Origin of the sequence: Allobosea sp. Tri-44, assembly GCF_004123845.1 — a bacterium.
Classification (GTDB): domain Bacteria; phylum Pseudomonadota; class Alphaproteobacteria; order Rhizobiales; family Beijerinckiaceae; genus Allobosea.
In genome coordinates this window covers 358777-381325 of record NZ_NBDP01000003.1, presented here as the reverse complement: position 1 = coordinate 381325, position 22549 = coordinate 358777, and the positions used below count along the sequence as shown (strand labels likewise).

The 22549-nt window shown below is 66.7% G+C and carries 24 protein-coding genes; 9 read left to right on the top strand and 15 right to left on the bottom strand.

What is annotated here, in order from left to right:
- Nucleotides 1-106 precede the first annotated feature (106 nt).
- Both cysE and B6S44_RS01870 read right to left on the bottom strand, forming a co-directional pair.
- The gene (gene cysE, locus B6S44_RS01875; RefSeq protein WP_129155087.1) at nt 107-955 is read right to left on the bottom strand and encodes a serine O-acetyltransferase; all 849 of its coding nucleotides are present in this window, start codon (nt 953-955) and stop codon (nt 107-109) included.
- Nucleotides 956-1128: 173 nt separating this feature from the next.
- Nucleotides 1129-1896 carry an alpha/beta fold hydrolase gene (locus tag B6S44_RS01870; RefSeq protein ID WP_129155086.1) on the bottom strand — a complete coding sequence of 256 codons (768 nt, stop codon included), beginning with the start codon at nt 1894-1896 and terminating at the stop codon, nt 1129-1131.
- Nucleotides 1897-2167: 271 nt separating this feature from the next.
- Here B6S44_RS01870 and B6S44_RS01865 point away from each other — a divergent pair, with 271 nt between their 5' ends.
- The 4 genes from B6S44_RS01865 (at nt 2168) to B6S44_RS01850 (ending at nt 5250) form a co-directional block, all read left to right on the top strand.
- Nucleotides 2168-3130, top strand: a complete 963-nt coding sequence (locus B6S44_RS01865) for an acetyltransferase domain-containing protein (RefSeq protein ID WP_129155085.1) — start codon at nt 2168-2170, stop codon at nt 3128-3130.
- Nucleotides 3131-3251: 121 nt separating this feature from the next.
- Nucleotides 3252-3506 (top strand): zinc-finger domain-containing protein, encoded by a 255-nt coding sequence (locus tag B6S44_RS01860; RefSeq protein WP_057191132.1) that lies wholly within the window; start codon nt 3252-3254, stop codon nt 3504-3506.
- A gap of 145 nt (nt 3507-3651) precedes the next feature.
- Complete coding sequence (locus B6S44_RS01855) at nt 3652-4848, top strand: FAD-dependent monooxygenase (protein WP_129155084.1); 1197 nt, start codon at nt 3652-3654, stop codon at nt 4846-4848.
- A 90-nt stretch (nt 4849-4938) separates the two neighbouring features.
- The gene (locus tag B6S44_RS01850) at nt 4939-5250 is read left to right on the top strand and encodes a hypothetical protein (RefSeq protein WP_129155083.1); all 312 of its coding nucleotides are present in this window, start codon (nt 4939-4941) and stop codon (nt 5248-5250) included.
- A 151-nt stretch (nt 5251-5401) separates the two neighbouring features.
- Here B6S44_RS01850 and B6S44_RS01845 read toward each other — a convergent pair whose 3' ends face one another.
- The 5 genes from B6S44_RS01845 to B6S44_RS01825 form a co-directional block, all read right to left on the bottom strand.
- Nucleotides 5402-6028 (bottom strand): pyridoxamine 5'-phosphate oxidase family protein, encoded by a 627-nt coding sequence (locus tag B6S44_RS01845; RefSeq protein WP_129155082.1) that lies wholly within the window; start codon nt 6026-6028, stop codon nt 5402-5404.
- A 96-nt stretch (nt 6029-6124) separates the two neighbouring features.
- Nucleotides 6125-7522: a chromate efflux transporter gene (chrA, locus tag B6S44_RS01840; RefSeq protein WP_129155081.1), complete on the bottom strand. Its 1398-nt coding sequence runs from the start codon at nt 7520-7522 to the stop codon at nt 6125-6127.
- A gap of 9 nt (nt 7523-7531) precedes the next feature.
- Entirely contained in the window at nt 7532-8350 is an 819-nt protein-coding gene (locus B6S44_RS01835) for a chromate resistance protein ChrB domain-containing protein (protein WP_129155080.1), read from the bottom strand.
- A 111-nt stretch (nt 8351-8461) separates the two neighbouring features.
- Entirely contained in the window at nt 8462-9001 is a 540-nt protein-coding gene (locus B6S44_RS01830; RefSeq protein WP_129155079.1) for a 2'-5' RNA ligase family protein, read from the bottom strand.
- A gap of 50 nt (nt 9002-9051) precedes the next feature.
- On the bottom strand, nt 9052-10329 hold the full coding sequence (locus B6S44_RS01825; protein ID WP_129155078.1) for a hemolysin family protein: 1278 nt from the start codon (nt 10327-10329) through the stop codon (nt 9052-9054).
- A 93-nt stretch (nt 10330-10422) separates the two neighbouring features.
- On the opposite strand from B6S44_RS01825, the gene B6S44_RS01820 reads away from it, so the two are divergent.
- Complete coding sequence (locus B6S44_RS01820) at nt 10423-11061, top strand: DUF938 domain-containing protein (protein WP_129155077.1); 639 nt, start codon at nt 10423-10425, stop codon at nt 11059-11061.
- Between the two features lie 237 nt (nt 11062-11298).
- Here B6S44_RS01820 and B6S44_RS01815 read toward each other — a convergent pair whose 3' ends face one another.
- The 5 genes from B6S44_RS01815 to dps all read right to left on the bottom strand — a co-directional run bounded on the left by B6S44_RS01815 (nt 11299) and on the right by dps (nt 17444).
- The gene (locus tag B6S44_RS01815; protein WP_129155076.1) at nt 11299-11979 is read right to left on the bottom strand and encodes an SH3 domain-containing protein; all 681 of its coding nucleotides are present in this window, start codon (nt 11977-11979) and stop codon (nt 11299-11301) included.
- Complete coding sequence (locus tag B6S44_RS01810; protein WP_129155075.1) at nt 11966-12910, bottom strand: hypothetical protein; 945 nt, start codon at nt 12908-12910, stop codon at nt 11966-11968. The genes B6S44_RS01815 and B6S44_RS01810 overlap by 14 nt, the downstream gene beginning before the upstream one ends.
- A 203-nt stretch (nt 12911-13113) precedes the next feature.
- On the bottom strand, nt 13114-13695 hold the full coding sequence (locus tag B6S44_RS01805) for a YqaA family protein (RefSeq protein ID WP_126110433.1): 582 nt from the start codon (nt 13693-13695) through the stop codon (nt 13114-13116).
- A gap of 165 nt (nt 13696-13860) precedes the next feature.
- Complete coding sequence (locus B6S44_RS01800) at nt 13861-16689, bottom strand: valine--tRNA ligase (protein ID WP_129155074.1); 2829 nt, start codon at nt 16687-16689, stop codon at nt 13861-13863.
- Nucleotides 16690-16964: 275 nt separating this feature from the next.
- Nucleotides 16965-17444, bottom strand: coding sequence for a DNA starvation/stationary phase protection protein Dps (gene dps, locus B6S44_RS01795; RefSeq protein WP_129155073.1), 480 nt, complete (start codon nt 17442-17444; stop codon nt 16965-16967).
- 120 nt (nt 17445-17564) lie between these two features.
- Here dps and B6S44_RS01790 point away from each other — a divergent pair, with 120 nt between their 5' ends.
- Both B6S44_RS01790 and B6S44_RS01785 read left to right on the top strand, forming a co-directional pair.
- Nucleotides 17565-18050 carry a pyridoxamine 5'-phosphate oxidase family protein gene (locus tag B6S44_RS01790; protein WP_129155072.1) on the top strand — a complete coding sequence of 162 codons (486 nt, stop codon included), beginning with the start codon at nt 17565-17567 and terminating at the stop codon, nt 18048-18050.
- Between the two features lie 17 nt (nt 18051-18067).
- Nucleotides 18068-18283: a hypothetical protein gene (locus B6S44_RS01785; protein ID WP_129155071.1), complete on the top strand. Its 216-nt coding sequence runs from the start codon at nt 18068-18070 to the stop codon at nt 18281-18283.
- A 50-nt stretch (nt 18284-18333) separates the two neighbouring features.
- Here B6S44_RS01785 and B6S44_RS01780 read toward each other — a convergent pair whose 3' ends face one another.
- The 3 genes from B6S44_RS01780 to B6S44_RS01770 all read right to left on the bottom strand — a co-directional run bounded on the left by B6S44_RS01780 (nt 18334) and on the right by B6S44_RS01770 (nt 21359).
- Nucleotides 18334-18885: a PopZ family protein gene (locus tag B6S44_RS01780; RefSeq protein ID WP_129155561.1), complete on the bottom strand. Its 552-nt coding sequence runs from the start codon at nt 18883-18885 to the stop codon at nt 18334-18336.
- A 195-nt stretch (nt 18886-19080) separates the two neighbouring features.
- Nucleotides 19081-20442, bottom strand: a complete 1362-nt coding sequence (locus B6S44_RS01775; RefSeq protein WP_129155560.1) for a TolC family outer membrane protein — start codon at nt 20440-20442, stop codon at nt 19081-19083.
- A gap of 275 nt (nt 20443-20717) precedes the next feature.
- Nucleotides 20718-21359 (bottom strand): protein-L-isoaspartate O-methyltransferase family protein, encoded by a 642-nt coding sequence (locus tag B6S44_RS01770; RefSeq protein ID WP_164985680.1) that lies wholly within the window; start codon nt 21357-21359, stop codon nt 20718-20720.
- A 169-nt stretch (nt 21360-21528) separates the two neighbouring features.
- Here B6S44_RS01770 and B6S44_RS01765 point away from each other — a divergent pair, with 169 nt between their 5' ends.
- Nucleotides 21529-21921: a YgaP family membrane protein gene (locus B6S44_RS01765; protein ID WP_248309392.1), complete on the top strand. Its 393-nt coding sequence runs from the start codon at nt 21529-21531 to the stop codon at nt 21919-21921.
- A 107-nt stretch (nt 21922-22028) separates the two neighbouring features.
- On the top strand, nt 22029-22538 hold the full coding sequence (locus B6S44_RS01760; protein WP_129155069.1) for a hypothetical protein: 510 nt from the start codon (nt 22029-22031) through the stop codon (nt 22536-22538).
- Nucleotides 22539-22549: the final 11 nt, after the last annotated feature.

The window sequence follows — 22549 nt, the reverse complement described above, 5'->3', positions numbered from 1 at the left end:
CTGGCGGTGTTTTCGAGAACCGGAGCGCAGCGGACATTTGTCCGTGAGCACCGGAAACGCAGAAAACGCCGTCAGACGGCCGTTGGAGTAGAGTTTCGAGACGGCCTCAGATGCCGCCGCCGCAATCGCCGGCGAGGATCTGGTCCATCGAGCGCGACGGCTCGGCGCAGCCGGCCTCGCCGACCACCTTGGCCGGCACGCCGGCGACCGTGGTGTTGCGCGGCACCGCCGCGAGCACGACCGAGCCGGCCGCGACGCGGGCGCATTGCCCGACTTCGATGTTCCCCAGAATCTTGGCGCCGGCGCCGATCAGCACGCCCTTGCGGATCTTGGGATGGCGGTCGCCGCCCTGCTTGCCGGTGCCGCCCAAGGTCACGTCCTGCAGCATCGAGACATTATCCTCGATCACCGTGGTCTCGCCGACAACGAGACCGGTAGCGTGGTCGAGGAAGATGCCCTTGCCGATCTTGGCGGCCGGATTGATGTCGGTCTGGAACACCTCCGACGAGCGGCTCTGCAGATAGAGCGCGAAGTCGCGCCGGTCCTGCCGCCACAGCCAATTGGCCAGGCGGTGCGTCTGCAGCGCGTGGAAGCCCTTGAAATAGAGCACCGGCTCGATCAGACGGTAGCAGGCGGGATCGCGGTCGAGCACGGCGGCGACATCGGCGCGGATGCCCTGCCCGATCTCGGGGTCGGCCTCGATCGCCTCGTCGAAAGCCTGGGCGATCAGCTCGGCCGGTACGGCACCATGGCCGAGGCGCGCGGCGATGCGATGGCCCACCGCCGCCTCGAAGCTCGGCTGGTTCGCGATCGTCGCCAGGATGAAACTCGCCATCGCCGGCTCGCTCGCGATCGCCAGCTCCGCCTCGTTGCGCAGCCGCGACCAAACCGGGTCTACGCGGTCGAGACCGGTCGCGGGATCGCGGATATCGATGTTCGGGCGCCCGGATGGCATGGCGTTCTCCGCTGCGGTTCGCTCGTAGTTGAAACTAGCACGAGAAGGTCGCGCCAGAGCACATGGCTCCGCCTTCTAGCTGAATCAAGCGGCGAAGAACAAGAATCGATTTGCGAGGCAATAGTCACAAGTGATTGTCGTAGAATAATATTCTACCTGAGGAGAATTTTATTCTACGGGCGGCGCGCCAGGAACTCGACGACTGCCTGCTTGTGCGTGCGATCGCCGACCGCGAGATTGTGATCGCGGCCTTCGATGGCGAAGCTTTGCGCGCTCGGGATCAGGGCCGCCAGCTCCGGGCCGGAGCCGGAGACATCATCCTTGGTGCCGACACTGACCAGGGTCGGCACGGCGATGCGGCCGACCTCCGCCTTGCTCAGCGTCTGGCGCGTACCGCGAATGCACGCCGCGAGGGCCCGTAGGTCGCTGCCGGTGTTCTCGGCGAAGGCGCGGAACATGCGCTGCATCGGATCGGTCAGGTCGGCGAGCGAAGGCGCCTCCATCGCATCGGCGATGCCGAGCGGCAGGCCGACGCCCTCCACCAGGTGGATGCCGAGCCCGCCCAGCAGCAGCGAGCGCACGCGCTCAGGATGGGCGAGCGTCAGATGCGACGAGATACGGGCGCCCATCGAATAGCCCATGATGTCGGCGCGCTCGATCGACAGATGGTCCATCAGCCTGCGCGCATCCTCGGCCATGATGTTGGAGTGATAGGCTTCGGGGTCGTAGAGCTTCTGGCTGCGGCCATGGCCGCGATTGTCGTAGAGCACGACGCGCCGGCCGGCATGGGTCAGCGTCTTGGTCCACTGCGTGTTGACCCAGTTCACCGCATGGCTCGAGCCAAAGCCGTGGATCAGCACGATCGGATCGCCGCTGCCCTCGCCGGTCGGGGCGAGGTCGAGATAGGCGATGGTCACGCCGTCGGAATCGAATGTCTGCATCGGCCCTGCCGCGAGCTGCTTGATCTGAGGGCTGGTCTGCCATGCCCGCTCGGCTTTGGGTAGCGCAGCCGGCGCAGAGACATGGCTTGAATTTATCGAGCCCTCATCCTGAGGAGCCACGTAGTGGCGTCTCGAAGGATGCTTCAGGAAGCTCGGGAACCAACTGGAGCATCCTTCGAGACGCGGACCTATGGTCCGCCCCTCAGGATGAGGGCTGAAGAGAGGCCCACCACCCCTTTTCCAGACGCCGCGCCCCGCTTATGACGAAGCCATGAGCGAGCAAGCGCAACCTTCGGCCGGCGGCCGTATCGAACTGGTCGATCTGGCCCGCGGCATCGCTCTCCTGGCGATGTTCGTCTACCACTTCGCCTACGACCTCTCCTATTTCCGGCTGATCGGCGTCGACGTCGTCAGCGATCCCGGCTGGCGCGTCTTCGCCCGGCTGATCGCCGGCTCCTTCCTGGCGATCGTCGGCTTCAGCCTCGTGCTGGCGACGCGCAACGGCTTCGACCGCGGCAATTATCTGCGCCGCCTCGCTTTGGTCGCCTGCGCCGCGATCCTGGTCACCTCCGCCACCTGGTTCGCCCTGCCGCAGATCTTCATCTTCTTCGGCATCCTGCACCATATCGCACTGGCGAGCCTGCTGGCCCTGCCCTTCCTGTTCCTGCCGACACTGGTGATCGCGCTCGCGGCGGCCGTCGTCTTCGCCCTGCCCTTCATCCTGGGGCACGATCTCTTCACGCAGGACTGGCTCTCCTTTCTCGGCTTCGGCCCCTGGCCGCTCACCGCCGATTTCGTGCCGATCTTCCCCTGGTTCGGCTGCGTGCTCGCCGGCATGGTGCTGGCGCGGATCGCTCTCCCGAAAGCACAGGAAAGCGGCTGGGGGCGCTGGCGGGCGACCTCCGCACCGGCCAAGGTCATCGTCCTTGGCGGCCGCAATAGCCTCTTTGTCTATCTCGTCCACCAACCGCTCTTCATCGGCGCGCTGTTCCTGTTCATGCAGGTCACCGGCCCGAAGCTGCCCGACGCGGAGGCGGCTCCGTTCCTGACCTCCTGCCAGCGCTCCTGCACCGGAACGGGCACGCCTAAGGAGATCTGCGAGCGCGTCTGCGGCTGCTCGATGGACGGGCTGAAACAGGCCAACCTCTGGGTCAAGGCGACGGCTGACGCACTGAGCCCGGCCGAAATCGAGCGGGCTCGCGAGATCGGCCAGAGCTGCGCCCGCCAGCCCTGATCGCTTCGCCGCGCGCAGCGGCGACAGGACACGGCAGCAGCAGCATCGGTCTGCTTTGCGCGCGCTGGCGCGAGCTGCGGCGAACGATTATGGTGCCACCCAAATCGCAAGGACGAGAGCTATGGCCGATCACGGCACCCCGCATTTCCACAACGATCCCGGCGTCGCCGTGATCCATGTCGGCGCGCGCGAGTTCATGTGCATCGGCGCCAAGCCGCCCTTCGACCATCCGCATGTCTTCCTCGACATGGGCTCGGACGACGAGATCGTCTGCCCCTATTGCTCGACGCTGTTCAAATACGAGCCGTCGGTCGGCCATGGCCATTGCAAGCCGGCCGAGTGCGAGTACCACGACACCGCCGCCAAAGCGGCGTGAGAGGCATCCCGCTGAGCATGTTCCGCAAAAGTGGAAACCACTTTTGCGATGAGAACATGCTCAACCTATTGATTCTGCGCGAATTCTTTCGTTCAGCCGACATCGGCTGAACGGAATGCGCGCGGGGCGCGGCGGGAATAACCAGATGGCCAATCTCCCGATCCTCATCGCGGGCGCTGGAATCGGCGGCTTGACAGCCGCGATCGCGCTTGCCCGCCGCGGCGTTCCCGTCGCCATCGCCGAGAAGCGCACGCGCTTCGACGAAGCCGGTGCCGGTATCCAGGTCTCGCCCAATGCCGGGCGCGTGCTCGAATCGCTCGATCTCGGCCTCGCTCTGCGCCGCGCCGCGATTCGCCCCGAAGCACTGGCGATCGGCCATTGGGGCGGCGGCAAGCCCTTGCTCGCCATGCCCTTCGCCCCGCCGGTCGAGGGCGCGACGCCGTCGCGCTCGCTGAAGCGCGCCGACCTGCATCAGCTCCTGCTCGATTCGGCCCGGACCTTGCCGAACATCCGCTGGATCATCGGTCGCGGCCTGGTCGATGCGCATGAGACCGAAACCGGCGTCACCGTCACGCTCGGCAGCGAGAGCGGCGGAATCGAGACGGTCGAGGCCATGGCTCTGATCGGCGCCGACGGCCTCTGGTCGCGCGCCCGCGCCCTCGTCGGCGATGCGGGCGAGCCCGGCTTCACCGGCTGGGAAGCCTGGCGCTCGCTGATTCCGGCGGAAGGATTGCCGGAGGCGCTGCGCCGCCCGGCCGTGGCGCTGCATCTCGGCCGCGCCCGACATGCAGTGCATTACCCCGTCTCAGGCGGCAAGGAGATCAACCTCGTCCTGATCCGCGCCGCGCGCGAGGCGAGGCCCGGCTGGTCGCGCGAGGGCGAGGCCTCGCAGTTGACGGAGATCGCCGGCAACGCCGGCCCTGGCCTGCGCGAACTGATCGAGCGTGCGCCGAACTGGCGGATTTGGTCGCTCTACGACCGCGCCCCTGCCAGGATGGCGAAAGGCCGCATCGCCCTGCTTGGCGACGCCGCCCACCCGATCCTGCCCTTCCTGGCCCAGGGCGCGGCACTCGCGATCGAGGACGCCGCCGTGTTGGCGCATGAACTCGCCACGCGGCTGACGAGCGAAGGGACGGCGTCCGTGCCGGCGGCGCTGGCAGCCTATGCCAAGGCGCGTACCGAACGTGCCGCCCGCGTCCAGCAGGCCAGCCGCAAGAACGGCGAGGCCTATCATCTCGGCCGGCCGTGGAGCTATGCCCGCGACTTCGCCATGCGCCGCATGGGCCCCGCCGGCATGCGCCAACGCCATGCCTGGATCTATGACTGGCGCGCGCCGTCCTGACGAAATCGTCATCGCCTCGCTTCGGCTGATCTCGTCAACGCCGCATTCGCTTCCTAGATTGTCCGCGGGTGACACGAAACGAAACGAGCCATGATCCGCATCGACCTCAACAATGCCGCCAGTGCCCGTCTGGGCCGCTTGCCCCGCTGGGCGAGCTGGCTGGTCATGGCCGGTGCCTTCGTCGTCGGGGTGCTGATTTTCCTGGTCGCGGCGAGCCTGGCACTGATCCTCGTGCCGCTGGTGATCGCCGGCGCCGCCTTCGCCACCTGGCAGCTGCGCCGCCGCATGCGCGCCGCCGGCATCGACCCGCAGAACCCGTTCGAGCGCAGGCAGCCCGAGGCCGCCCGCGGTGAGATCGTCGACGCCGAATACAGGGTGATCGAGCCCAGCGAAAAGCGTTAAGTACTGGCGCTCTCCACCCTTTCCGTCATTCCGGACAAGCGCCGAAGGCGCGCAGCTCCGGAATCCATCGAAGACCGCCGCGCTCTACGATGGATTCCGGCACTCCGCTTCGCTACGGCCGGAATGACGGGGAGGAATGAAACGGTCTGCCTCAAGCACGTACCGCCAGCTCGGCCCGCAGCCGGGCATTCTCCACTTCGAGTTCTTCAAGACGCTGGCGCACCGGCGCGAGTGCCGGCGCCAGCTCGGCCTCGCTGAAGCGCGGCGTGATGTGCTGCGGGCAGTTCCAGTCGAAAGCCTCGACCTTGATGGTCATGCCGCGCTCCGGCACGGCGCGATAGCCCGGCACGATCAGGCGCTGGGCCAGCTCCGGCTCGGCGGCGAGATCGTGGAAGCGCGCCCGGCCGAAGATCTTCAGCCGTGCCTTGTGACCGTAATCCATCAGGAACAGGCAGAGCCGGTCGTCTGCCGTGAGGTTGCCGAGGCTGAGATATTGCCGGTTGCCGCGCAGGTCGGCGAAGCCGAGCGTCGTCTCGTCGAGCACGCGCAGGAAGCCGGCCGGGCCGCCACGATGCTGCAGATAAGGCCAGCCGGTTTCCGACACGCTCGCCAGATAGAAGGAATCGCGCGCCGCGATGAAACCGGCCTCGGCCTCGCCGAGCCGGTCATTATGCGGCTCGCCCTCCTCCTGCCGGGCATAGGCGCGCCGGCTGCCTTGCGCCTCCTGCGCTGCCTTCACGGCCGGTGTCGTGGCGATCTCAAGGAAACGGTGGGTCATCTCATGGGCCTCCGCCCATCGAGATGACCATTTCACCGCCGGATCGCAATCACTGCAGTCAGCAGTTCAGAATTCCACACTGCGCAACAACCTGCGTCACACCGGAAGCCTCACGAGCACGACGCCCGCCGCAGCGCAGGCGGCCAGCACCGGGATCATCCCGAGCTTGAAGCGCAGCAGCGCGATCATCGCCGCCGCAGCGAGCACGGCGGCCCGCCAGTCGAGCGAAGCCAGAACCGGCAGGTCAGGCACCAAAGGCCCAAATACCATCGGCTGCACCACCCTGAACAGCACATGCAGGCCGAACCAGAGCGCCAGATTGGCGATGACGCCGACGACCGCGGCAGTGATCGCGGTCAGCGCCGCCGAGAGCGCCTTGTTGCCGCGCAGTGCTTCGATGTAGGGCGCGCCGAGGAAGATCCAGAGGAAGCAGGGCGCGAAGGTGACCCAGACGGTCAGGAGTCCGCCGAGGCTGCCGGCGACGAGCGGATCGAGCCCGCCAGGCGCCCGCCAGGCGGCGAGGAAGCCGACGAACTGCAGCACCAGGATCAGCGGGCCGGGCGTCGTCTCGGCAAGGCCTAGCCCGTCGACCATCTCGCCGGCGACGAGCCAGCCATAGGTCTCGACCGCGGCCTGCGCGACATAAGCCAGCACGGCATAGGCGCCGCCGAAGGTAACGACCGCCATGGCGCTGAAGAAGCCGCCGATCTGGGTGAAGACATTGCCGCCGCCGAGTAGAGCCCAGAGCAGCACCACCGGCCCGAGCCAGAGTGGCAGCCAGACCGCCAGCACCTTGAGCGCCCTCCCCGCCGAGGGCTCGGCATGGGTGAGTTCGCCGCGCTCGAACATCAGGTCGACGACGCCCTTGAACTCCGGCGCTCCGTCCTTGCCGGCATGGCCGCCGCCGCCGAACAGCGCCGGCGCCCAGCGATGGCCGAGCCAGCCGATCAGCCCGGCGCAGAGGATGACGAGCGGGAACGGCGCCTTGAGCAGGAAGAGCGCCAGGAAGGCCGCGATCGCGATCGCGACCATCGCCCGGTTCTTCAGCGCCCGCTTGCTGATCCTGAGGCCCGCCTCGATCACGACCGCGAGCACCGCCGCCTTGACGCCGAAGAAGATCGCATCGACCAGCGGAACCTGACGATAGAGTACATAGAGCAGGCTCAAGCCCCACATCACCAGCGCGCCGGGCAGGATGAAGAGCAGGCCGGCGATCAGCCCGCCGATCGTCCGGTGCATCAGCCAGCCGATATAGATGGCGAGCTGCTGCGCCTCCGGGCCCGGCAGCAGCATGCAGTAGTTGAGCGCATGCAGGAACCGGCGCTCGCCGATCCAACGGCGCTCGTCGACCAGCTCCTTGTGCATCAGCGCGATCTGCCCGGCCGGCCCGCCAAAGGAGAGCAGGCCGATCTTCAGCCACACCCGCGTCGCCTCGGCGAGTGACGGAGTGGCCGGGGCGGCCATGGCCGCCCCTTCATTCGTCGCGATCGTCATCGCCCGTCCTCAGCTCTTCACCGGCACGGACGGCCAGTTATGGGTTTCCTCGGTCGCATCCCGGCACCAGCGATAGAAGGCGTCATAGAGCAGCATGCCGGCTTCGAGCTGTGCCAGGTCGTCGCGATACATCCGTGACAGGCCGAGCGAGGCGGCAAGGAAGCCGGCCGCCTGCGGCACGAGGTCGAGCCGCGCGGTATCGGCCGCCCTGACGATCGTGGCGAGCTGGTCGAGCGCGGGCGAGGACAGCCCGAATTCCTCGATCATGATGTCGAAGCTGCAGCGCTCGCCGCGATGGCTCCAGAACACGCCGTCGATGTCGAACGGCGTCGCCGCGAAGCGGTCGGCGACCGCCGGCACCTCCGAGGCCGAGACGAAGAGGAAGACGGCATTTGGATCGACGAAGCGGCGGATCAGCCAGGGGCAGGCGATGCGATCGACCTTGGGCCGCGCCCGCGTCACCCAGAGCGTGCGCCCGGCGGCATCGCGCTTCGGCAGCTTGCCCGTCTCGACCAGAAGCCCGCCGCCCTCGCGCCAGGCCTCGAAGCCGCCGGTGAGATTCTCGGCCTCGACGCCCTCATGCCTCAGCCAGGCAGCAGTACCTTCGCTGAGCTTATGCCCCCTCTGGCAGATGACAACGACCTTGCGGCCGGCATAGGCGCCGGCCCAGGCGGCGACGTCGCGATGGCTGCGGCGTTCCGAGGCCGGCAGCAGGCGCGGATCGGCAGCGACGTCCTCGTCGATGCGGACGTCGATCAGAACGGGCGCATCGGGTAGGCCGACGAGCCGGGACAATTGCGCAGGTGTAATCTGGATGTTGGAAGACATGAGCGTCCATCCTTGAGCTAAGGAATGTGGACGCGATCCTTGGGCTGACGCCTCACGGGGCGGTCGCGATAAGCCCCTGCGAGAAGCTTAGATCACCGGGCATGGCTAGCGTCAACGGCTGTGCGACCGTTCGGCCAGAGCCAGCCTGTGCAGGACCTGTACGGGCGGCCAGGAGACGCAATCCACGCTGTCGAATGTCAGCTCGAACGCATCGACCGATCGCGAAACCAACTTCAGCGCATCCGATCGCCTCGAAACCGGAATCGCCATTGCGACGGTCAGATGAGGCTTCCACCGCTCTGGGGCATAGTTGGGATCACGGGTTGGACCCTCCGGCTCCAGAGCCGCATGCAGCCTGCCATGCAGGTCGAGCAACCGCTGATCGTACCGAGGTGCCAACCAGAGCACGATCGGGTCGGTATCGAAGAAATCGACCCGATCGAAGGAGAGCGAGATTGCGGCTTCACCGTCGAACACCTCCATACCCTTTCGGAGCACGGAGGGTTCGATCGTCGAATCGCGCGTCAGCGTGAGATGGGGCCGATAGCCGAGCCTTCGGATCGACGGGACGTCCTCTAAGGCCGAAGCCGCATCGACGTGGTCCCAGAAGGGTTTGGTAGCGGAGCTCGCGCACAAGGTAATGCCCAGCATGACGCGCTCTTCGTATCAACCTTCCAGTCGAACTGCAGCCCGCCGAACGCTCAATCCACCCGGCTGACCAGCAGCTTGTCGATGCGCCTGCCGTCGAGATCGACCACCTCGAAGCGCCAATGGCCCTTCTGAAAGCTCTCGCCGACATTGGGCAGCCGGTTCATCTCGGCCAGCACGAAGCCGGCGACGGTCTGGTAGTCGGCATCGCGCGGCACATGGATGCCGAGCTCGTGCGAGAACTCGTCGACCTGCATCCAGCCGGCGACCAGGAAGGAGCCGTCCGCACGCGTGACGATCGGTGGCTCGTCGGCCTCGTCCTCCTGGAAGGCGCCGGTGATCGCCTCGAGCACGTCGCTCGAGGTGATGATGCCCTCGAAATGGCCGTACTCGTCGAAGACCAGCGCGAGATGGACGTTGGAAGCGCGGATGGCGCGCAGCACGTCGAGCGCCCCGCTGGTGTCGAGCACCACCGGGGCCTCGTGCACGAGGCTGCGCAGGTCGCGGCCGTCGCCGTCCGAGAGCGCGTCGAACATGTCCTTGACGGTGACCACGCCGATGATCGCGTCGGCCTCGCCGTCCTGCACCGGCAAGCGCGAGCGCTTGGTGGCGCGGACCTGCGCCTTGATCTCGTCGGTCGTATCGGAGAGGTCGATCACCTCGACCTCGCGCCGCGGCGTCATCAGCGCCCTTGCGGAGCGGTCGGCGAAGCGCATCACGCCCGAGATCATCTCGCGCTCGTCGCGCTCCAGCACGCCGGCATTCTCGGCCTCGGCGATGATGGTGCGGACCTCCTCCTCGGTGACCGTCTCCTCAGGCTCGCCCTTCTGGCCGAGCAGCGCCAGCACGAGCTTGCCCGAGGCGTCGAGCAGCCAGACCAATGGCGAGGCGACCTTGGCCAGCACCACCATGGCCGGCGCGACGCGCGCGGCGACGCGCTCGGCATCGCGCAGTGCGATCTGCTTGGGCACCAGTTCGCCGAGGATCAGCGAAAGATAGGTGATGAGAACGACGACGGTACCGACGCCAAGCGCGTCGGCGGCGGCATTCGACAGCCCGTGCGTACCGAGCCATTCCGACAGGCGCGCGCCGAGCGTCGCGCCGGAGAAGGCGCCGGAGAGCACGCCCACCAGCGTGATTCCGATCTGTACGCTGGACAGGAAGCGGCCCGGATTCTCGGCGAGCTTGATCGCCTTCGCGGCGCCTTTGCTGCCTTGATCGCTGAGGACTTTGAGCCGCGCCGGCCGGGACGAGACGACCGCGAGTTCCGACATGGCGAGGACACCGTTAATGACGGTGAGGACGACGACGATCAATATCTCGGTTAACAAAACCGGCTCGGAAACTGCAGGGCCGCACTCTGTATCGGTCTGCTTCTGAGCCGCTTATAACGCATTGACGGCCGAACGCGATGGGAGAAGACGATGCCCCAGGACGATCCCCATCGAGGCGATCACCATCAAGGCGATCCCCGCCAGCTCGCCCCGGCGACGCAGCGCAACCGCGAACCGATCCTCGCCGTACTGCGTGAGGTTCTGCCAGCACAGGGGCGCGTTCTCGAGATCGCCAGCGGCTCCGGCGAGCACGCCGTCCATTTTGCCGCGGCGTTCCCGAACCTGATCTTCCAGCCGAGCGATCCTGATCCGGCCGCACTCGCCAGCATCGACGCCTGGGCAAGCGAGAGTGCCCTGCCCAATCTGCTCCCGGCCGTCCGCCTCGACGCGACCGCGCCACGCTGGCTCGTCACCGAGGCCAACGCGATTCTGTGCATCAACATGATCCACATCTCGCCCTGGGCGGCAACGGAGGGGTTGATCCGGCACGCGGCGGAGCTGCTGCCAGCGGGCGGGCCGCTCTATGTCTACGGGCCCTATCGCCAGAGCGACGTGCCACTCGCGCCGAGCAATGCCGTCTTCGACGACAGCCTGCGCCGGCGCAATCCGAAATGGGGCCTGCGCGAACTCGAGGCAGTCGCCGATCTCGCCCGGTCCGCCGGTTTCGGCGAGCCGGAGGTGACGGCGATGCCGGCCAACAATCTCAGCGTGGTGTTCCGGAAGCGATAGGCATTTCAAACCTGAACGATGTGTCTTTCCTTTGCGGTTCCTTGCAAGGGGAGATCGCTTGGGCTCCTCCCTTCCCCCTTGTGGAGAAGGGTATGGGGATGGGGGTGGTGCCGCCTGGCGATCGCCGGCAGGAAACGGGAGTGGCAGCAGCTGCGTGCTGCGAAGTTCTACCGATCGCTCCGGCTTTGCGACCCCCACCCCTGCCCCTCCCCACAAGGGGGAGGGGTTCCCCGCGCCCTACCCACCGTCGCAGCTGGTTTCCTGCGTCGCGCAAATGCGGTCGACCCAGGCGCGGACGCGGCCGGCCTCGGCCCCCGCCTTGGCGGCAGGCTTGATCTCGACGCCGGACAGGGCCTCGCTGCCCTCCGGGAACGGGCCGTATTCGACCAGCACCCATTTGCCATTGCAGCCGATGAGGCGCCCGTTCTGGACGAAGGCATCGCCGTCGAAGCCGGCCCCCTCCTGACCGGTCAGCACCGCCGGCGCCTTCGCATCGGGTCGCTGACGACCGGCATTGGCTTGCGATTTCACAGTGAGCTTGCGCCCACTCACCCAGCCTGAGCCCTTGAACATCGGCCGTGGCGCAGCATCCGTCAGCGCCTCGTTGTCGCGGGCCTTGGCGATCCGGAACCAGCCATTGGCGCCGGCGCTGACCTCGACCTCGACCATCGCACGCACCGGCGGATCGTCGCTGCTGAGCTTCACCGGCGGCAGCGTGCCGACCACCTTGTTGCCGGTACCCGGCCCGGCACGGACGTTCAGCCCCTCCGGATCGGTCTCGCTGACGAAGGCGCCGAAGGAGCAGGCGACCTGCCCGGCCGGCGCCGAGGCGACGGCTTCAGACTGCGCGCGCGCCGCCGGAGCAGCGAACAGCAGGGCCGCCATCAAGCCGGCTGCAAGGACTTCAGGACGCGGCATTGACCAGCACATAGTAGAAGGCGTTGGGTTTCCCGACCGCCTTGAGGAAGATCGGGTAGCGGTTCTTCGGAACCGTCTGGCAGCCGGCCGACCAGGTATTGGGCTCGAGCACATTGTCCGCCCCGCCGCGGTGGATGTACATGCTGGTCCCCGCCCCTTTCGGGTCGATCCGGCTCTTGTCGTCCTGGGTGAAGCGGCCGTCGCCGTCGGTGTCGCGCTCGGCGATTTGCGTGTTCTTCACCTGGAAGGCCCGGTCCCCGAGGAAGCCGCCCTTCTTCTCGAAATACTGGTAGGTGCCCTCGGTCATGCGACCGGCATCCTTGATGCCGTCCTTGTTGATATCGACGCCGTCGGCCTTCTTGAACCCGACGCCCTTGTAGCGCTTGTCGCCGCTGCCGGCGCGTTGTGAATATTGCGCGCCCGGCTCGGTGCAGATCGGGAAGCTCGTCAGCTCGCGGAAGCGCCCGGTCCGGCGCATCACCACCAGGAGGTCGTCATAGGAGCCCTTGCCGTGGTTCGCGATCGTGCTGCTTTCCTTGCGCAGCGCCAGCAGGACGAGTCGGCCGAATCTCAAATCGAAGCGCGCATCGGTCGAACCGAAACGCCAGAAGATCGCCGAATAGGAATCGAAGGCCTGCTTCGTCGTGCGAAACTGCGGCCGGTCGGCTGAGGGGCGGCGGAAGCGGGCGTCGAGGATTTCGCCGTAGAAGGCGCTCCATTCCCGCAAGGCGCGCAGCCGCGTCTCACCGGCCGGGCTGAGATTCACTTCGACGACGCGCCAGAAGAAATCCTGCAGGCCGGGCGGTACCGCCGCGACGATGTCGCGCCATTGCGAGAAGGCGATGACGCGATCCTGACGCAGGCAGCGGTCGAACTGCCGGGCGAAATTGCCGAAGTCGAGCTGGGCGAGATCGGGGCGGCGGCCGCTCATGTGCCACCATTCGATCGTTGGAGTGAGCGCATCGAACTCTCCGCGGCTGCATCCTCGGGCGACCATAAGGCAACGCCGCCCGAAGGTCAGGCGGCGTGCAACCGGTCCGTCAGCAGCTTGCGGGCGTCTGAGGGTTTTTCGCTAAAGCATTTTCGAGCGAAGTGGACACCGGTTCGCGTGAAGAAAATGCAATAAACAGAGACTCAGAGCACCATCGGCAGCACGAAGAAGCCGCCAATGACGACCACCGCCAGCGCCAGCGCCGTCATCGGCAGGTGCTTCTCGATGAAGATGCGGATGTCATCGCCATAGTAGCGCAGCGCGACCGCGATCATCGCGAAGAAGGTGACGCGCGAGATCACCATGCCGACCGTGAACTTCCAGATGTCGAAATGCAGGAAGCCGGACATGATCGTGACGATCTTGAACGGGATCGGGGTCAGGCCCTTGGTCAGCAACACCCAGAACCAATAGTCCTGCGAGGTGTGGATCAGGTGCGCCGCCTTCTCCTGCAGGCCGTAGATTCCGATCAGCCAGGCGCCGACCGATTCATAGAGCAGCGCCCCGATCGCATAGCCGAGATAGCCGCCGGTGACGGCGCCGAGCGAGCAGACGCCGGCATAGAACCAGGCCCGGTCAGGCCTGGCGATGCACATCGGGATCAGCAGCGGGATCGGCGGCAGCGGGCTGACGGAGCTTTCGACGAAGGTGATGGCGAAGAGCAGCCAGGGGGCTCCGGGATGCGACGCATAGGAAACGCACCAGTCGTAAGCACGCTTGAGCATGAAGGGGAAACCGTTCCTGGGTTCTCGCGCCGGTTGCAGGTCTGCCCTGCGTCCCATGCATTAATCTATCTGGCGCGGTCAGGCCAGTTATCTCTTGGGCTAGAGTCAATTGCGCAGATGGGCGTCAACAGCGCGACGCTTTCGTGACGAGATTGCGGGAGCAGCTCATGCGAGCCGCTCCAGCGCCTCCCTGATCTTCAGCTTGCGGGCTTCGGCAGCCGCCTTGCGCTCGCGGTTCTCCTCGACGATCTCTTCCGGCGCGCGCGCCATGAAGTCGGGATTGCCGAGCTTGCGCTCGACCGCGACAATGTCCTGGTCGAGCTTGGCGAGTTCCTTGGCGAGGCGTGCCCGCTCGGCGTCGAGATCGATGATGCCGGCAAGTGGCAGCGCCGCCACCTCGCCGCGCACGATCATCTGCGCCGACTGGCCCGGCGCCTCCCCGGCGAACTCGATGGCCGAAAGCCGCGCCAGCCGCTCGATCATCGGCGCCCAGGCCTCGACGGCGGCCCGCGTCGCCGCGCTCGCCTTGACCAGCACCAGCGGCACCTGCGTTCCGCCCGGCACGTTGGTCTCCGAGCGGATCGAGCGGATGTCGGAGATGAGGTCGACGACGAAGCCGATCTCGGCCTCGGCCGTCTCGTCGACCAGCGCGGAAAGCTCGGGCCAGCGCGTCAGGCAGACAAGGCCCGCCTCCCCGGCCGGCACCACGCGGGGCGCGCCGGCATTGGCCTTCTGCGCCCAGAGCTCCTCGGTCAGGAACGGCATGAACGGATGCAGCAGCTGGCAGATCAGGTCGATGACATGGGCGACGGTCGCCTGCGTCTCCACCCGCGCTGCGGTCCCGGCTGCATCCAGTTCCTCGGCCTGCAGCACCGGCTTCGACAATTCGAGATACCAGTCGCAGAACTGGCCCCAGACGAAGCGATAGGCGCCGTCCGCCGCCTCGTTGAACCTGAAGCTCTCGATGCCGGCGGCGACCGTCTCGGCCGTGCGCGCCGCCTCGGAGAGGATCCAGCGGTTGAGCGGCAGCTTGACGGCAGCCGGATCGAAGCCTTCGGCCCGCAGGCAGCCATTGATCTCGGCGAAGCGCGCCGCGTTCCAGATCTTGGTCGCGAAGTTGCGGTAGCCCTCGACGCGCGAGGTCGCGAGCTTGATGTCGCGCCCCTGCGCCGCCATGGCCGCGAAGGTGAAGCGCAGCGCATCGGCGCCATAGGTGTCGATGAGCACGAGCGGGTCGATGACGTTGCCCTTCGACTTCGACATCTTCGCGCCCTTCTCGTCGCGAACCATCGCGTGGAGATAGACGTCGCGGAACGGCACCTCGTCCATGAAGTTGAGGCCCATCATCATCATCCGGGCGACCCAGAAGAAGATGATGTCGAAGCCGGTGACCAAGGTCGCGGTCGGATAGTAGCGCTTGAGCTCGGCCGTCTCCTCGGGCCAACCGAGCGTCGAGAACGGCCACAGGGCGGACGAGAACCAGGTGTCGAGCACGTCCTCGTCGCGCCTGAGTTCGACCGGCCCGCCATAATGGCCGAGCGCCAACGCCTGAGCGCCCGCTTCCGTTTCGGCGACGAAGCATTCCCCGTCAGGCCCGTACCAGGCCGGGATCTGATGTCCCCACCAGAGCTGGCGCGAGACGCACCAGGGCTCGATGTTCTCGAGCCAGTCATTGTAGGTCTTGGTCCAGCTTTCCGGCGTGATCCTGGTCTTGCCGTCCTTGACCGCTGCGAGCGCGCGCTGCGCCAGCGGCTGGACGTCGACATACCACTGGTCGGTCAGCCAGGGCTCGATCACCACGTCCGAGCGGTCGCCATGCGGAACGGTGTGGGTGTTCGGCTCGACCTTGCGCAGCAGCCCGCGCTCCACCATCAGCCCGACCACGGCCCTGCGCGCCGCGAACCGGTCGAGGCCGTGCAGCGCCAGCGTCTCGCGCTCGGGCGCAGCGCCTTCCAGGAAGTCGGCATTGTCCTGAATCAGGATGCGAGCTTCACCGTCCAGGATGTTGACGACCCTCAGCGAATGGCGCTTGCCGACGTCGAAGTCGTTGAAGTCGTGCGCCGGGGTGATCTTGACCGCGCCGGTGCCCTTCTCCGGGTCGGCATAGTCGTCGCCAAAGATCGGGATGACGCGCTTGACCAGCGGCAGCACCGCGTTCTTGCCGATCAGGCCCTTGAGAGTCTCGTTCTCGGGATGCACCGCGACGCCGGTATCGCCCAGCATCGTCTCCGGCCGGGTCGTCGCGACGGAAATGTAGGTCGAGGCATCCTCCGGATCGTAGGCGGCGCCTTCGATCGGATAGTCGAAATAATAGAGGTGGCCGCTCGGGTCCTTGGCGAGCGCCTTCTCGAGCTTGGCGGCGTCGAACGCCTCCTCGCCGCCGCGCTGCCATTTGAACGAGCCGGTCTTCTCGAGCTGCAGCACCTCGATGTCCGAGATCGCGGTCTGGAACTTCGGATCCCAGTTCACCAGCCGCTTGGCGCGGTAGATCAGCCCCTGCCTGTGCAGGCCGACGAAGACCTTGAGCACGGCGGCCGAGAGACCTTCGTCCATGGTGAAGCGCTCGCGCGACCAGTCGCAGGAGGCACCGAGACGCTTGAGCTGGTTGACGATCGTCCCGCCAGATTCCTCTTTCCACTTCCAGACCTCGGCCAGGAAGGCCTCGCGGCCCATGGTCCGGCGATCGGTCTTGTTCTCGGCCGCGAGCTTGCGCTCGACCACCATCTGCGTCGCGATGCCGGCATGGTCGGTGCCGGGCTGCCAGAGCACGTCCTTGCCGCGCAGGCGCTCGAAACGGCAGAGCAGGTCCTGCAGCGTGTTGTTGAGCGCATGGCCCATATGCAGCGAGCCGGTGACGTTCGGCGGCGGGATCACGATGCAATAGGGCTCGGCGCCGGGCGCCGCCCCGCGGCCCGCCTTGAAGGCATCCGCCTCCTCCCAGGCCTTGTTGATGCGCGCCTCGACGGAGGCCGGCTCGAATGTCTTGTCCATCATCGCTCTGCTCGAACGCCAAACGGCCGGGGAGCCTGCCCCGGCCGCGAAAAACGAAAGCCAAAAGGTCTGCGGCCTTAAGAGCGCATGGGACGGGCCCGCGTCAACGGCTTCGACGCAAGGGCCGCCCCGCCTTACTGAGAGTGCTTGAGAATTCGCTGGCGCGTGACGGATGGCGCGGTCGTCGAGAACCGGAGCGGAGCGGACCTATGTCCGTGAGCACCGGAAGCGCAGACGGCCGTGTCAGCCGGCCGCACCAGTAGAATTCGCAAGCGCTCTCAGGCCGCGCTCGACACCAGGAACCAGAGCGCCTTGTCCAGCGCCCGCGAATAGGCGGTGAAGATGTCGGCCGTGTCGGCATCGCCGGCTTCGTCGGCGGCGTCGATCGCCGCCCGGACCGACTTCGCGGCCTCGGCATAGCGCTCGATCAACTCGGCGAGATGGTCCTTCACCGCGACGATATCGGTCGGATAGGTCTTGAGCTTGGTCGCGCCGGCGACGACCTGCACCGTCCCGAGTGCGATTCCGCCGAGCTGCGCCACCCGCTCCGCCACCGTGTCGACATGGGTGTCGAGCTCGCCGCGGAAGCCGTCGAGCATCTCGTGGATGGCGATGAAGCCGGGCCCCTTCAGGTTCCAGTGCGCCTGCTTGGTGACGAGCGCGAGATCGATGCCATCGGCGAGCCTGGCGTTGAGCAATTCGATCATCGCCGTCTTGGTGTTGGATTTCAGGTCGTTGCGGGACTTGAGCTTGGCCATCGGGAACCTCGCGCCTCGTGGAAGAAGACCATACCAGCAAAGCCGGCAATTCCGCGACCGGCGGAAACGGAACCTCGGCCCCGCTTCGACGGTTGGTGGAGATCACAAAGGAGCCGCCCAATGACCCACAAGACCGACCAGGACAGGACCTGGGAGCTGATCGAGGAGATCGGCCTGTGCATGCTCGTCAGCCATGACGGCAATGACGACCAGCTTCGCGCCCGCCCGATGAGCGCCCATCCTCGCCGCGACGAGGATGCGATCTACTTCCTGACCGATGTGCGCAATCACAAGGACGACGAGATCGAGATCAACGAGAACGTCTGCCTCTGCTTCGGCGACAACGGCTCTTACAAATATGTCTCGGTCACCGGTACGGCCAATCTGCTCGACGACCGCAACCGGATTGCCGAGCTCTGGTCGACGGCGGCCCGCGCCTTCTGGGAAAGCCAGGACGATCCGAATATCCGCATCCTGAAGGTTCGCCCGGCCTTGGCGGAGTTCTGGGACAGCCCCGGCAAGATCGTGACCTCGGTCAAGATGATGGCTGCCGCCGTCACCGGCTCGCGGCCAGAGCTCGGCAGCAATCGCAAGGTCCTGCTCTGAAAACCGGGAGTAAAACGATGAGACTTCTCGTCCACCTCGTCGGCGCCTGGGTCGCCTCGGAGGCAGCCTCGGGCCGCTATCCCCGCCCGCTGTCGCTCGGCATGCAGCTTCTCGTCTCGCGCCTCGGGCCGCAGACCGCGCTGATGGCGCTCGCCGGTTATGCGATCCAGAGCCTGAACGAAGGCGGCGCGTTCGGGCAACCTCGGACGCAAGCTCGGCGACGGCGCCGCTAGAGCCCGTTCCGATCAGCTTGATTCAACCTGATCGGATCCGGCTCCTGACCTCAGCGTCGCCCGCCGCGGGCGACGCGCTCGATCTCGGCCCGCACCAGCCGCTCGACCATGGTCGGCAGGTTGTCGTCGAGCCAGGTCTTGAGCATCGGCTTCAGCATGTCCTTGACCAGGTCTTCGAGCGTGCGCGCATTGTTGCTGAGCACGGTGTTGGCGAGCGCGCCGAAAGCGCTGTGCACCGCGGCGCCGGCCTGGTCGGAAATCAGCGCCGCCATGTCCATCGGCGCAGGTTGCGGCTGAACCGGGGGCGGCACGAAGGCGACAGGCTGCGGCGGCTCGGGCTCGGGCTCCGGTTGCACCGAAGCTTGCGGCTCGACGAAGTCGATGTCATCAGCCGATGCCGCGACGGGCGCAGCCGGCTCCTCCTCGATGCGTTCTGCCTCGGCGCCGAGATCGAGCACATCGTCTTCGATGGGTTCCGGCTCGGGTTCCGGTTCAGGCTGCTGAGCGAGCGCGACCGGTTCCGGCGTGGGCTCCGGCTGCGGCTCGGCAGGCTTCTCGTCATCGGCGATGATCCGCCGGATGGAGGCGAGAATCTCCTCCATCGAGGGTTCGCTGGCCTTGGGCTGCGCGCTCATGCTGATTCCGGTCACTCGACTCAAGGAGCGCCCATGGAATCAGCGCGCCCCACTCATGAGTATTTCACCGGGAAACCAGCAGGCAAGGCGACCTAGCGGCCACCCACAGGAGAAATCCGGAGTGTTGCGCCGGCGCGTCTACGCGCCGGCCAGCGTGCCTGTTCAGCGCCCGTCCGGCGTCTGCGTGCCCCAGAGCAGGCCCTTGACCTGATCATAGTGCTTGCGGGCGTCGTAGCGCTCGGTCTTGAGCTTCAGCGTGTCGGACGAAAGCCGCCCCGTCGCCGACAGCACGGCATAGGACGCGACGACGCGGTCGCGCTGCGCCGTCACCAGCGTCGAACGGGCGATCACCAGTTCCTGCTGGGCGTTGAGCACGTCGAGGGTCGTGCGCTGGCCGACCTTGGCCTCCTCGCGGACGCCGGCGAGCGCCGTCTCGGCGGCCTGGACCTGGGCCTGCGCCGCCGTGATCTGAGCCTTGGCGGCCTCGTGCCCGCCCCAGGCCGACACCACTGCCGCACGCACGGTATCGCGCGAGGTGTCGACCTCGATCCGGCGCTGCCCCGCCGTCTCCTTGGCCTGGCGCGTGCGCGAGTAGACCTGGCCGCCCTCGTAGAGCGGGATCGTCAGGGTCGCGACCGCGCTGGCCGAGGTGCGGTTGTCGCCGAAGAACTGGTTGTCGTAGCGCTGCTGGACGGTGCCGCGCACACCGAGCACCGGATATAGATCCGCCTCGGTGACCTTGACCTGCAGCTCCGCCGCATCGACGCCGTGCAGCGCCGCAATGATGGCCGGATGCGCCGTCAGTGCGGCGTTGAGCGCAGCCGGCAGGGATTTCGGCAGCAGGTTCTCGACCGGCCGGCCGGGCGCGAGCTGCTTCGGCTCGATGCCGATGTTCTGGCGGAAGCGCGCGATCGAGGTCTTCAGGTTGGATTCGGCCAGGATCGCCTGCGATTGGGCCTGCGAGAGGCGTGCCTCGGCCTGCGCGACGTCGGTGCGGGTCACCTCGCCGACCTGAAATCGATCTCGCGTCTGGCGCAGCTGCTCCTCCAGCACCTCGACGTTGTTGCGATTCAGATTGAGGATCGCCGTGTCGCGCAAGACGTTCATATAGGAGGTGGCGGCGTCGAGCAGGACGTTCTGCTCGGTGTTTTGCAAGGTCGCGCGGGCGCCGAGCACCTGCGATTCGGCCTGGCTGACGGAGCTGCGGGTCTTGCCGCCGTCGAAGATGTTTTGATCGACCTGGACGCCGGCGCCGCGCGGATTGAGGCGCGTGGTGCTGCGGCTGTGCGGGCTGCCCGTGCCTTGCGCATTGAACGGGGTGTCGCCGTCGGTGATGCTGGCGCCGATATCGGCGGAGGCCGTGACGCGCGGGCGATAGCCGGACAGCGCCTGCGGTACGTTCTCATTGGTGGCGCGCACCGTGGCGCGCTGCGCATTCAGCGTCGGATTGGCTGAATAGGCGCGCGCCAGCGCCGCGTCCATCGTCTGCGCCAGCGCCGGCGAGCCTGCCAAGGCTCCCAGCATGCCGGCGATCGCCAGACGGCTCGCGGTCTTCTTCAAAGTCGGTCGCGTTATAATCACTGGACGCCTCTTGTGCGGACTCTAGTCACGCCCAGGCATCGCCCCAGCCTCGGCACTCGGTCTAAAAGCATAAGCTTTGCAGCGCGCCTCGCCAATGTCGCGAGAGGAACTGGCTGCCTTTCATTTCTGCACTGCCGCAAAAATGCGACACTCCCGCCGGTGATTAGTACCGACGGACTACCCATTCTGGGGAAAACCGCCTTGAAGGGCGATCCGACTCACAGGGCAAACACCTCCGCCTTGCGGAATTCGCGCAGTACGGGAGCCGCCGCGTCGAAGACTGGCCGCCCCGAAAACGATTCGCCCGCCTTGCGATAGAGCATGACGCGTGCCGAACGGCCCAGCCCCTCGACCACGATCAGGCGTCCGCCCTGGCGGACATGACGGAACAGCGGCTCGGGTTGAACCTCGCAGGCGCCGCTGACCAGCACGGCATCGAACTGCCGGTGCTCCGGCAGGCTCGCAACCAGCTCGGCGGCCGGAACGCCCGGCTGGGCGAAGGCGGCACGCGCCAGCGCCAGCGCAGCCTCGTCCGGCTCGAGCAGCGTCGTCCTGGCGTCCATCGCCGCCATCAGCGCAGCGCCATAGCCCGAGCCGCCGCCATATTCGAGAACCTCTTCGCCCGGCTGCAGATCCAGGATCTGGATCATGCGCGCGCTCACCATCGGCGCCGGAAGGGCCCGGCTCGTGCCCGGCAGCGGCTCCTGACGGTCGAGATAGGCCAGATGCGTGAGCTCGCCCGGCAGGAACGCCTCGCGCGGCACCGCGTCGGCTGCGGCGAGCACGGCGCGATCGGTCACGTCATAGGTGCGCAACTGGCAATCGACCATCATGCGCCGCAGTTCGGCGAAGCTGCTCATGCTCAAATCTCCGAAGGAAGTCGCCCGGACGGGCGCCTCGACCCCTGCCCGCGGGTTTTGGGCGAGGCGGCGCCAAAAGGCAAGCTGTCGCGGGCGCGCTGGTGCCGGTGGCGCATGATCTATCTCATTCGGCGTATGCCGGTCTTGGAGAAAATCCAATGCGGCACACATGAAGAACGAGCGCCGCCGCCCCAACGAGAACGATCGGGCAAGCTGCGCGTTTCGCTGGAACAGCAACGACCGAGGCGAGATGCGTTTTTCATCAGGAAGACAGGAACTCAGAGCCGCCTTCAAGCGGATCGAAGCCGAACTCCATCCCCGGCTCGCTCGGGCGATGCGCTGGCTCCGGCATCGCGATTCGCGTTTGATCAGAATCCCGGCGGGGCTCGCCCTCATCATCGGCGGCGTGTTCTCGTTCCTGCCGATCCTCGGTGTCTGGATGCTTCCGCTGGGACTGATGCTGCTGGCGGCCGACATACCGCCGTTGCGGCGGCCGATGGCGCGCTTCGCGACCTGGTGCCTCGGCGTGCTGGAACGCTTCAGGCGCCGTCGTCCGGACTGATTGATCGACATTGCCAACGCAGTCGAAACCGCCTCTGCGGCCCGCAAGCTCCTCCAGGATTGCCGATATCAGGGATTTGCGACGGAAGCCGAAAAACGGGGGTCGAGATGTGGTATCCGGCTGGCGAAGATCCGTACAAGACACATGAAATCAACCGGCAGGATCGCTTCTTTCACGACCTGAACCAGGTGCAGGAGCAGATCATCCGCGATCAGGCGCGCATCTCCGAAAGCTGGACCAGAGACATCCAGGCGATCCCCGACCGGGCGCCCGCATACCAGCCCGCCGGCGGCTCCCCTGCCCCAACCGGCCCTTCGAGGCGCCAGGTACGGACCGCGGTGCGCAGGCAGCCGAGCCGGGCAGAGCGCTGGCAGGCCGCGCTGAAACTGCTGGCGCTCTGCATCGTGGTGGACTGGTTGCTGATCGCCGGCGGCGCCGCGCCCGCCTGGAAGGTCATCGCCTTCACCGTGCTCGCTGTCGGATCACTCCTTGCCGCAGCGCTGGCCCTGGCAGCGCTCGCCCGCGCGGTCGGGACCTTCCTGCGCAGCCGTATGGGCAAGCTCAGCCTGCTCTCGGGCGGAGCGCTGGCGATACTCTATCTTGTCTACGGGGTCTGAGAAGCAACGCG

Excerpts from the sequence above, each read along its gene's own strand:
- B6S44_RS01800 (WP_129155074.1), bottom strand. The coding sequence starts at position 16,689 with ATGATGGACAAGACATTCGAGCCGGCCTCCGTCGAGGCGCGCATCAAC.
- cysE (WP_129155087.1), bottom strand. The coding sequence starts at position 955 with ATGCCATCCGGGCGCCCGAACATCGATATCCGCGATCCCGCGACCGGT.
- dps (WP_129155073.1), bottom strand. The coding sequence starts at position 17,444 with ATGGCCAAGCTCAAGTCCCGCAACGACCTGAAATCCAACACCAAGACG.
- B6S44_RS01790 (WP_129155072.1), top strand. The coding sequence starts at position 17,565 with ATGACCCACAAGACCGACCAGGACAGGACCTGGGAGCTGATCGAGGAG.
- chrA (WP_129155081.1), bottom strand. The coding sequence starts at position 7,522 with ATGACGATCGCGACGAATGAAGGGGCGGCCATGGCCGCCCCGGCCACT.
- B6S44_RS01845 (WP_129155082.1), bottom strand. The coding sequence starts at position 6,028 with ATGACCCACCGTTTCCTTGAGATCGCCACGACACCGGCCGTGAAGGCA.
- B6S44_RS01810 (WP_129155075.1), bottom strand. The coding sequence starts at position 12,910 with ATGAGCGGCCGCCGCCCCGATCTCGCCCAGCTCGACTTCGGCAATTTC.
- B6S44_RS01775 (WP_129155560.1), bottom strand. The coding sequence starts at position 20,442 with ATGCTGGGAGCCTTGGCAGGCTCGCCGGCGCTGGCGCAGACGATGGAC.
- B6S44_RS01765 (WP_248309392.1), top strand. The coding sequence starts at position 21,529 with ATGAAGAACGAGCGCCGCCGCCCCAACGAGAACGATCGGGCAAGCTGC.
- B6S44_RS01830 (WP_129155079.1), bottom strand. The coding sequence starts at position 9,001 with ATGCTGGGCATTACCTTGTGCGCGAGCTCCGCTACCAAACCCTTCTGG.
- B6S44_RS01785 (WP_129155071.1), top strand. The coding sequence starts at position 18,068 with ATGAGACTTCTCGTCCACCTCGTCGGCGCCTGGGTCGCCTCGGAGGCA.
- B6S44_RS01855 (WP_129155084.1), top strand. The coding sequence starts at position 3,652 with ATGGCCAATCTCCCGATCCTCATCGCGGGCGCTGGAATCGGCGGCTTG.
- B6S44_RS01770 (WP_164985680.1), bottom strand. The coding sequence starts at position 21,359 with ATGAGCAGCTTCGCCGAACTGCGGCGCATGATGGTCGATTGCCAGTTG.
- B6S44_RS01760 (WP_129155069.1), top strand. The coding sequence starts at position 22,029 with ATGTGGTATCCGGCTGGCGAAGATCCGTACAAGACACATGAAATCAAC.
- B6S44_RS01820 (WP_129155077.1), top strand. The coding sequence starts at position 10,423 with ATGCCCCAGGACGATCCCCATCGAGGCGATCACCATCAAGGCGATCCC.
- B6S44_RS01835 (WP_129155080.1), bottom strand. The coding sequence starts at position 8,350 with ATGTCTTCCAACATCCAGATTACACCTGCGCAATTGTCCCGGCTCGTC.
- B6S44_RS01860 (WP_057191132.1), top strand. The coding sequence starts at position 3,252 with ATGGCCGATCACGGCACCCCGCATTTCCACAACGATCCCGGCGTCGCC.
- B6S44_RS01805 (WP_126110433.1), bottom strand. The coding sequence starts at position 13,695 with ATGCTCAAGCGTGCTTACGACTGGTGCGTTTCCTATGCGTCGCATCCC.
- B6S44_RS01850 (WP_129155083.1), top strand. The coding sequence starts at position 4,939 with ATGATCCGCATCGACCTCAACAATGCCGCCAGTGCCCGTCTGGGCCGC.
- B6S44_RS01865 (WP_129155085.1), top strand. The coding sequence starts at position 2,168 with ATGAGCGAGCAAGCGCAACCTTCGGCCGGCGGCCGTATCGAACTGGTC.
- B6S44_RS01780 (WP_129155561.1), bottom strand. The coding sequence starts at position 18,885 with ATGGAGGAGATTCTCGCCTCCATCCGGCGGATCATCGCCGATGACGAG.
- B6S44_RS01870 (WP_129155086.1), bottom strand. The coding sequence starts at position 1,896 with ATGCAGACATTCGATTCCGACGGCGTGACCATCGCCTATCTCGACCTC.
- B6S44_RS01815 (WP_129155076.1), bottom strand. The coding sequence starts at position 11,979 with ATGCCGCGTCCTGAAGTCCTTGCAGCCGGCTTGATGGCGGCCCTGCTG.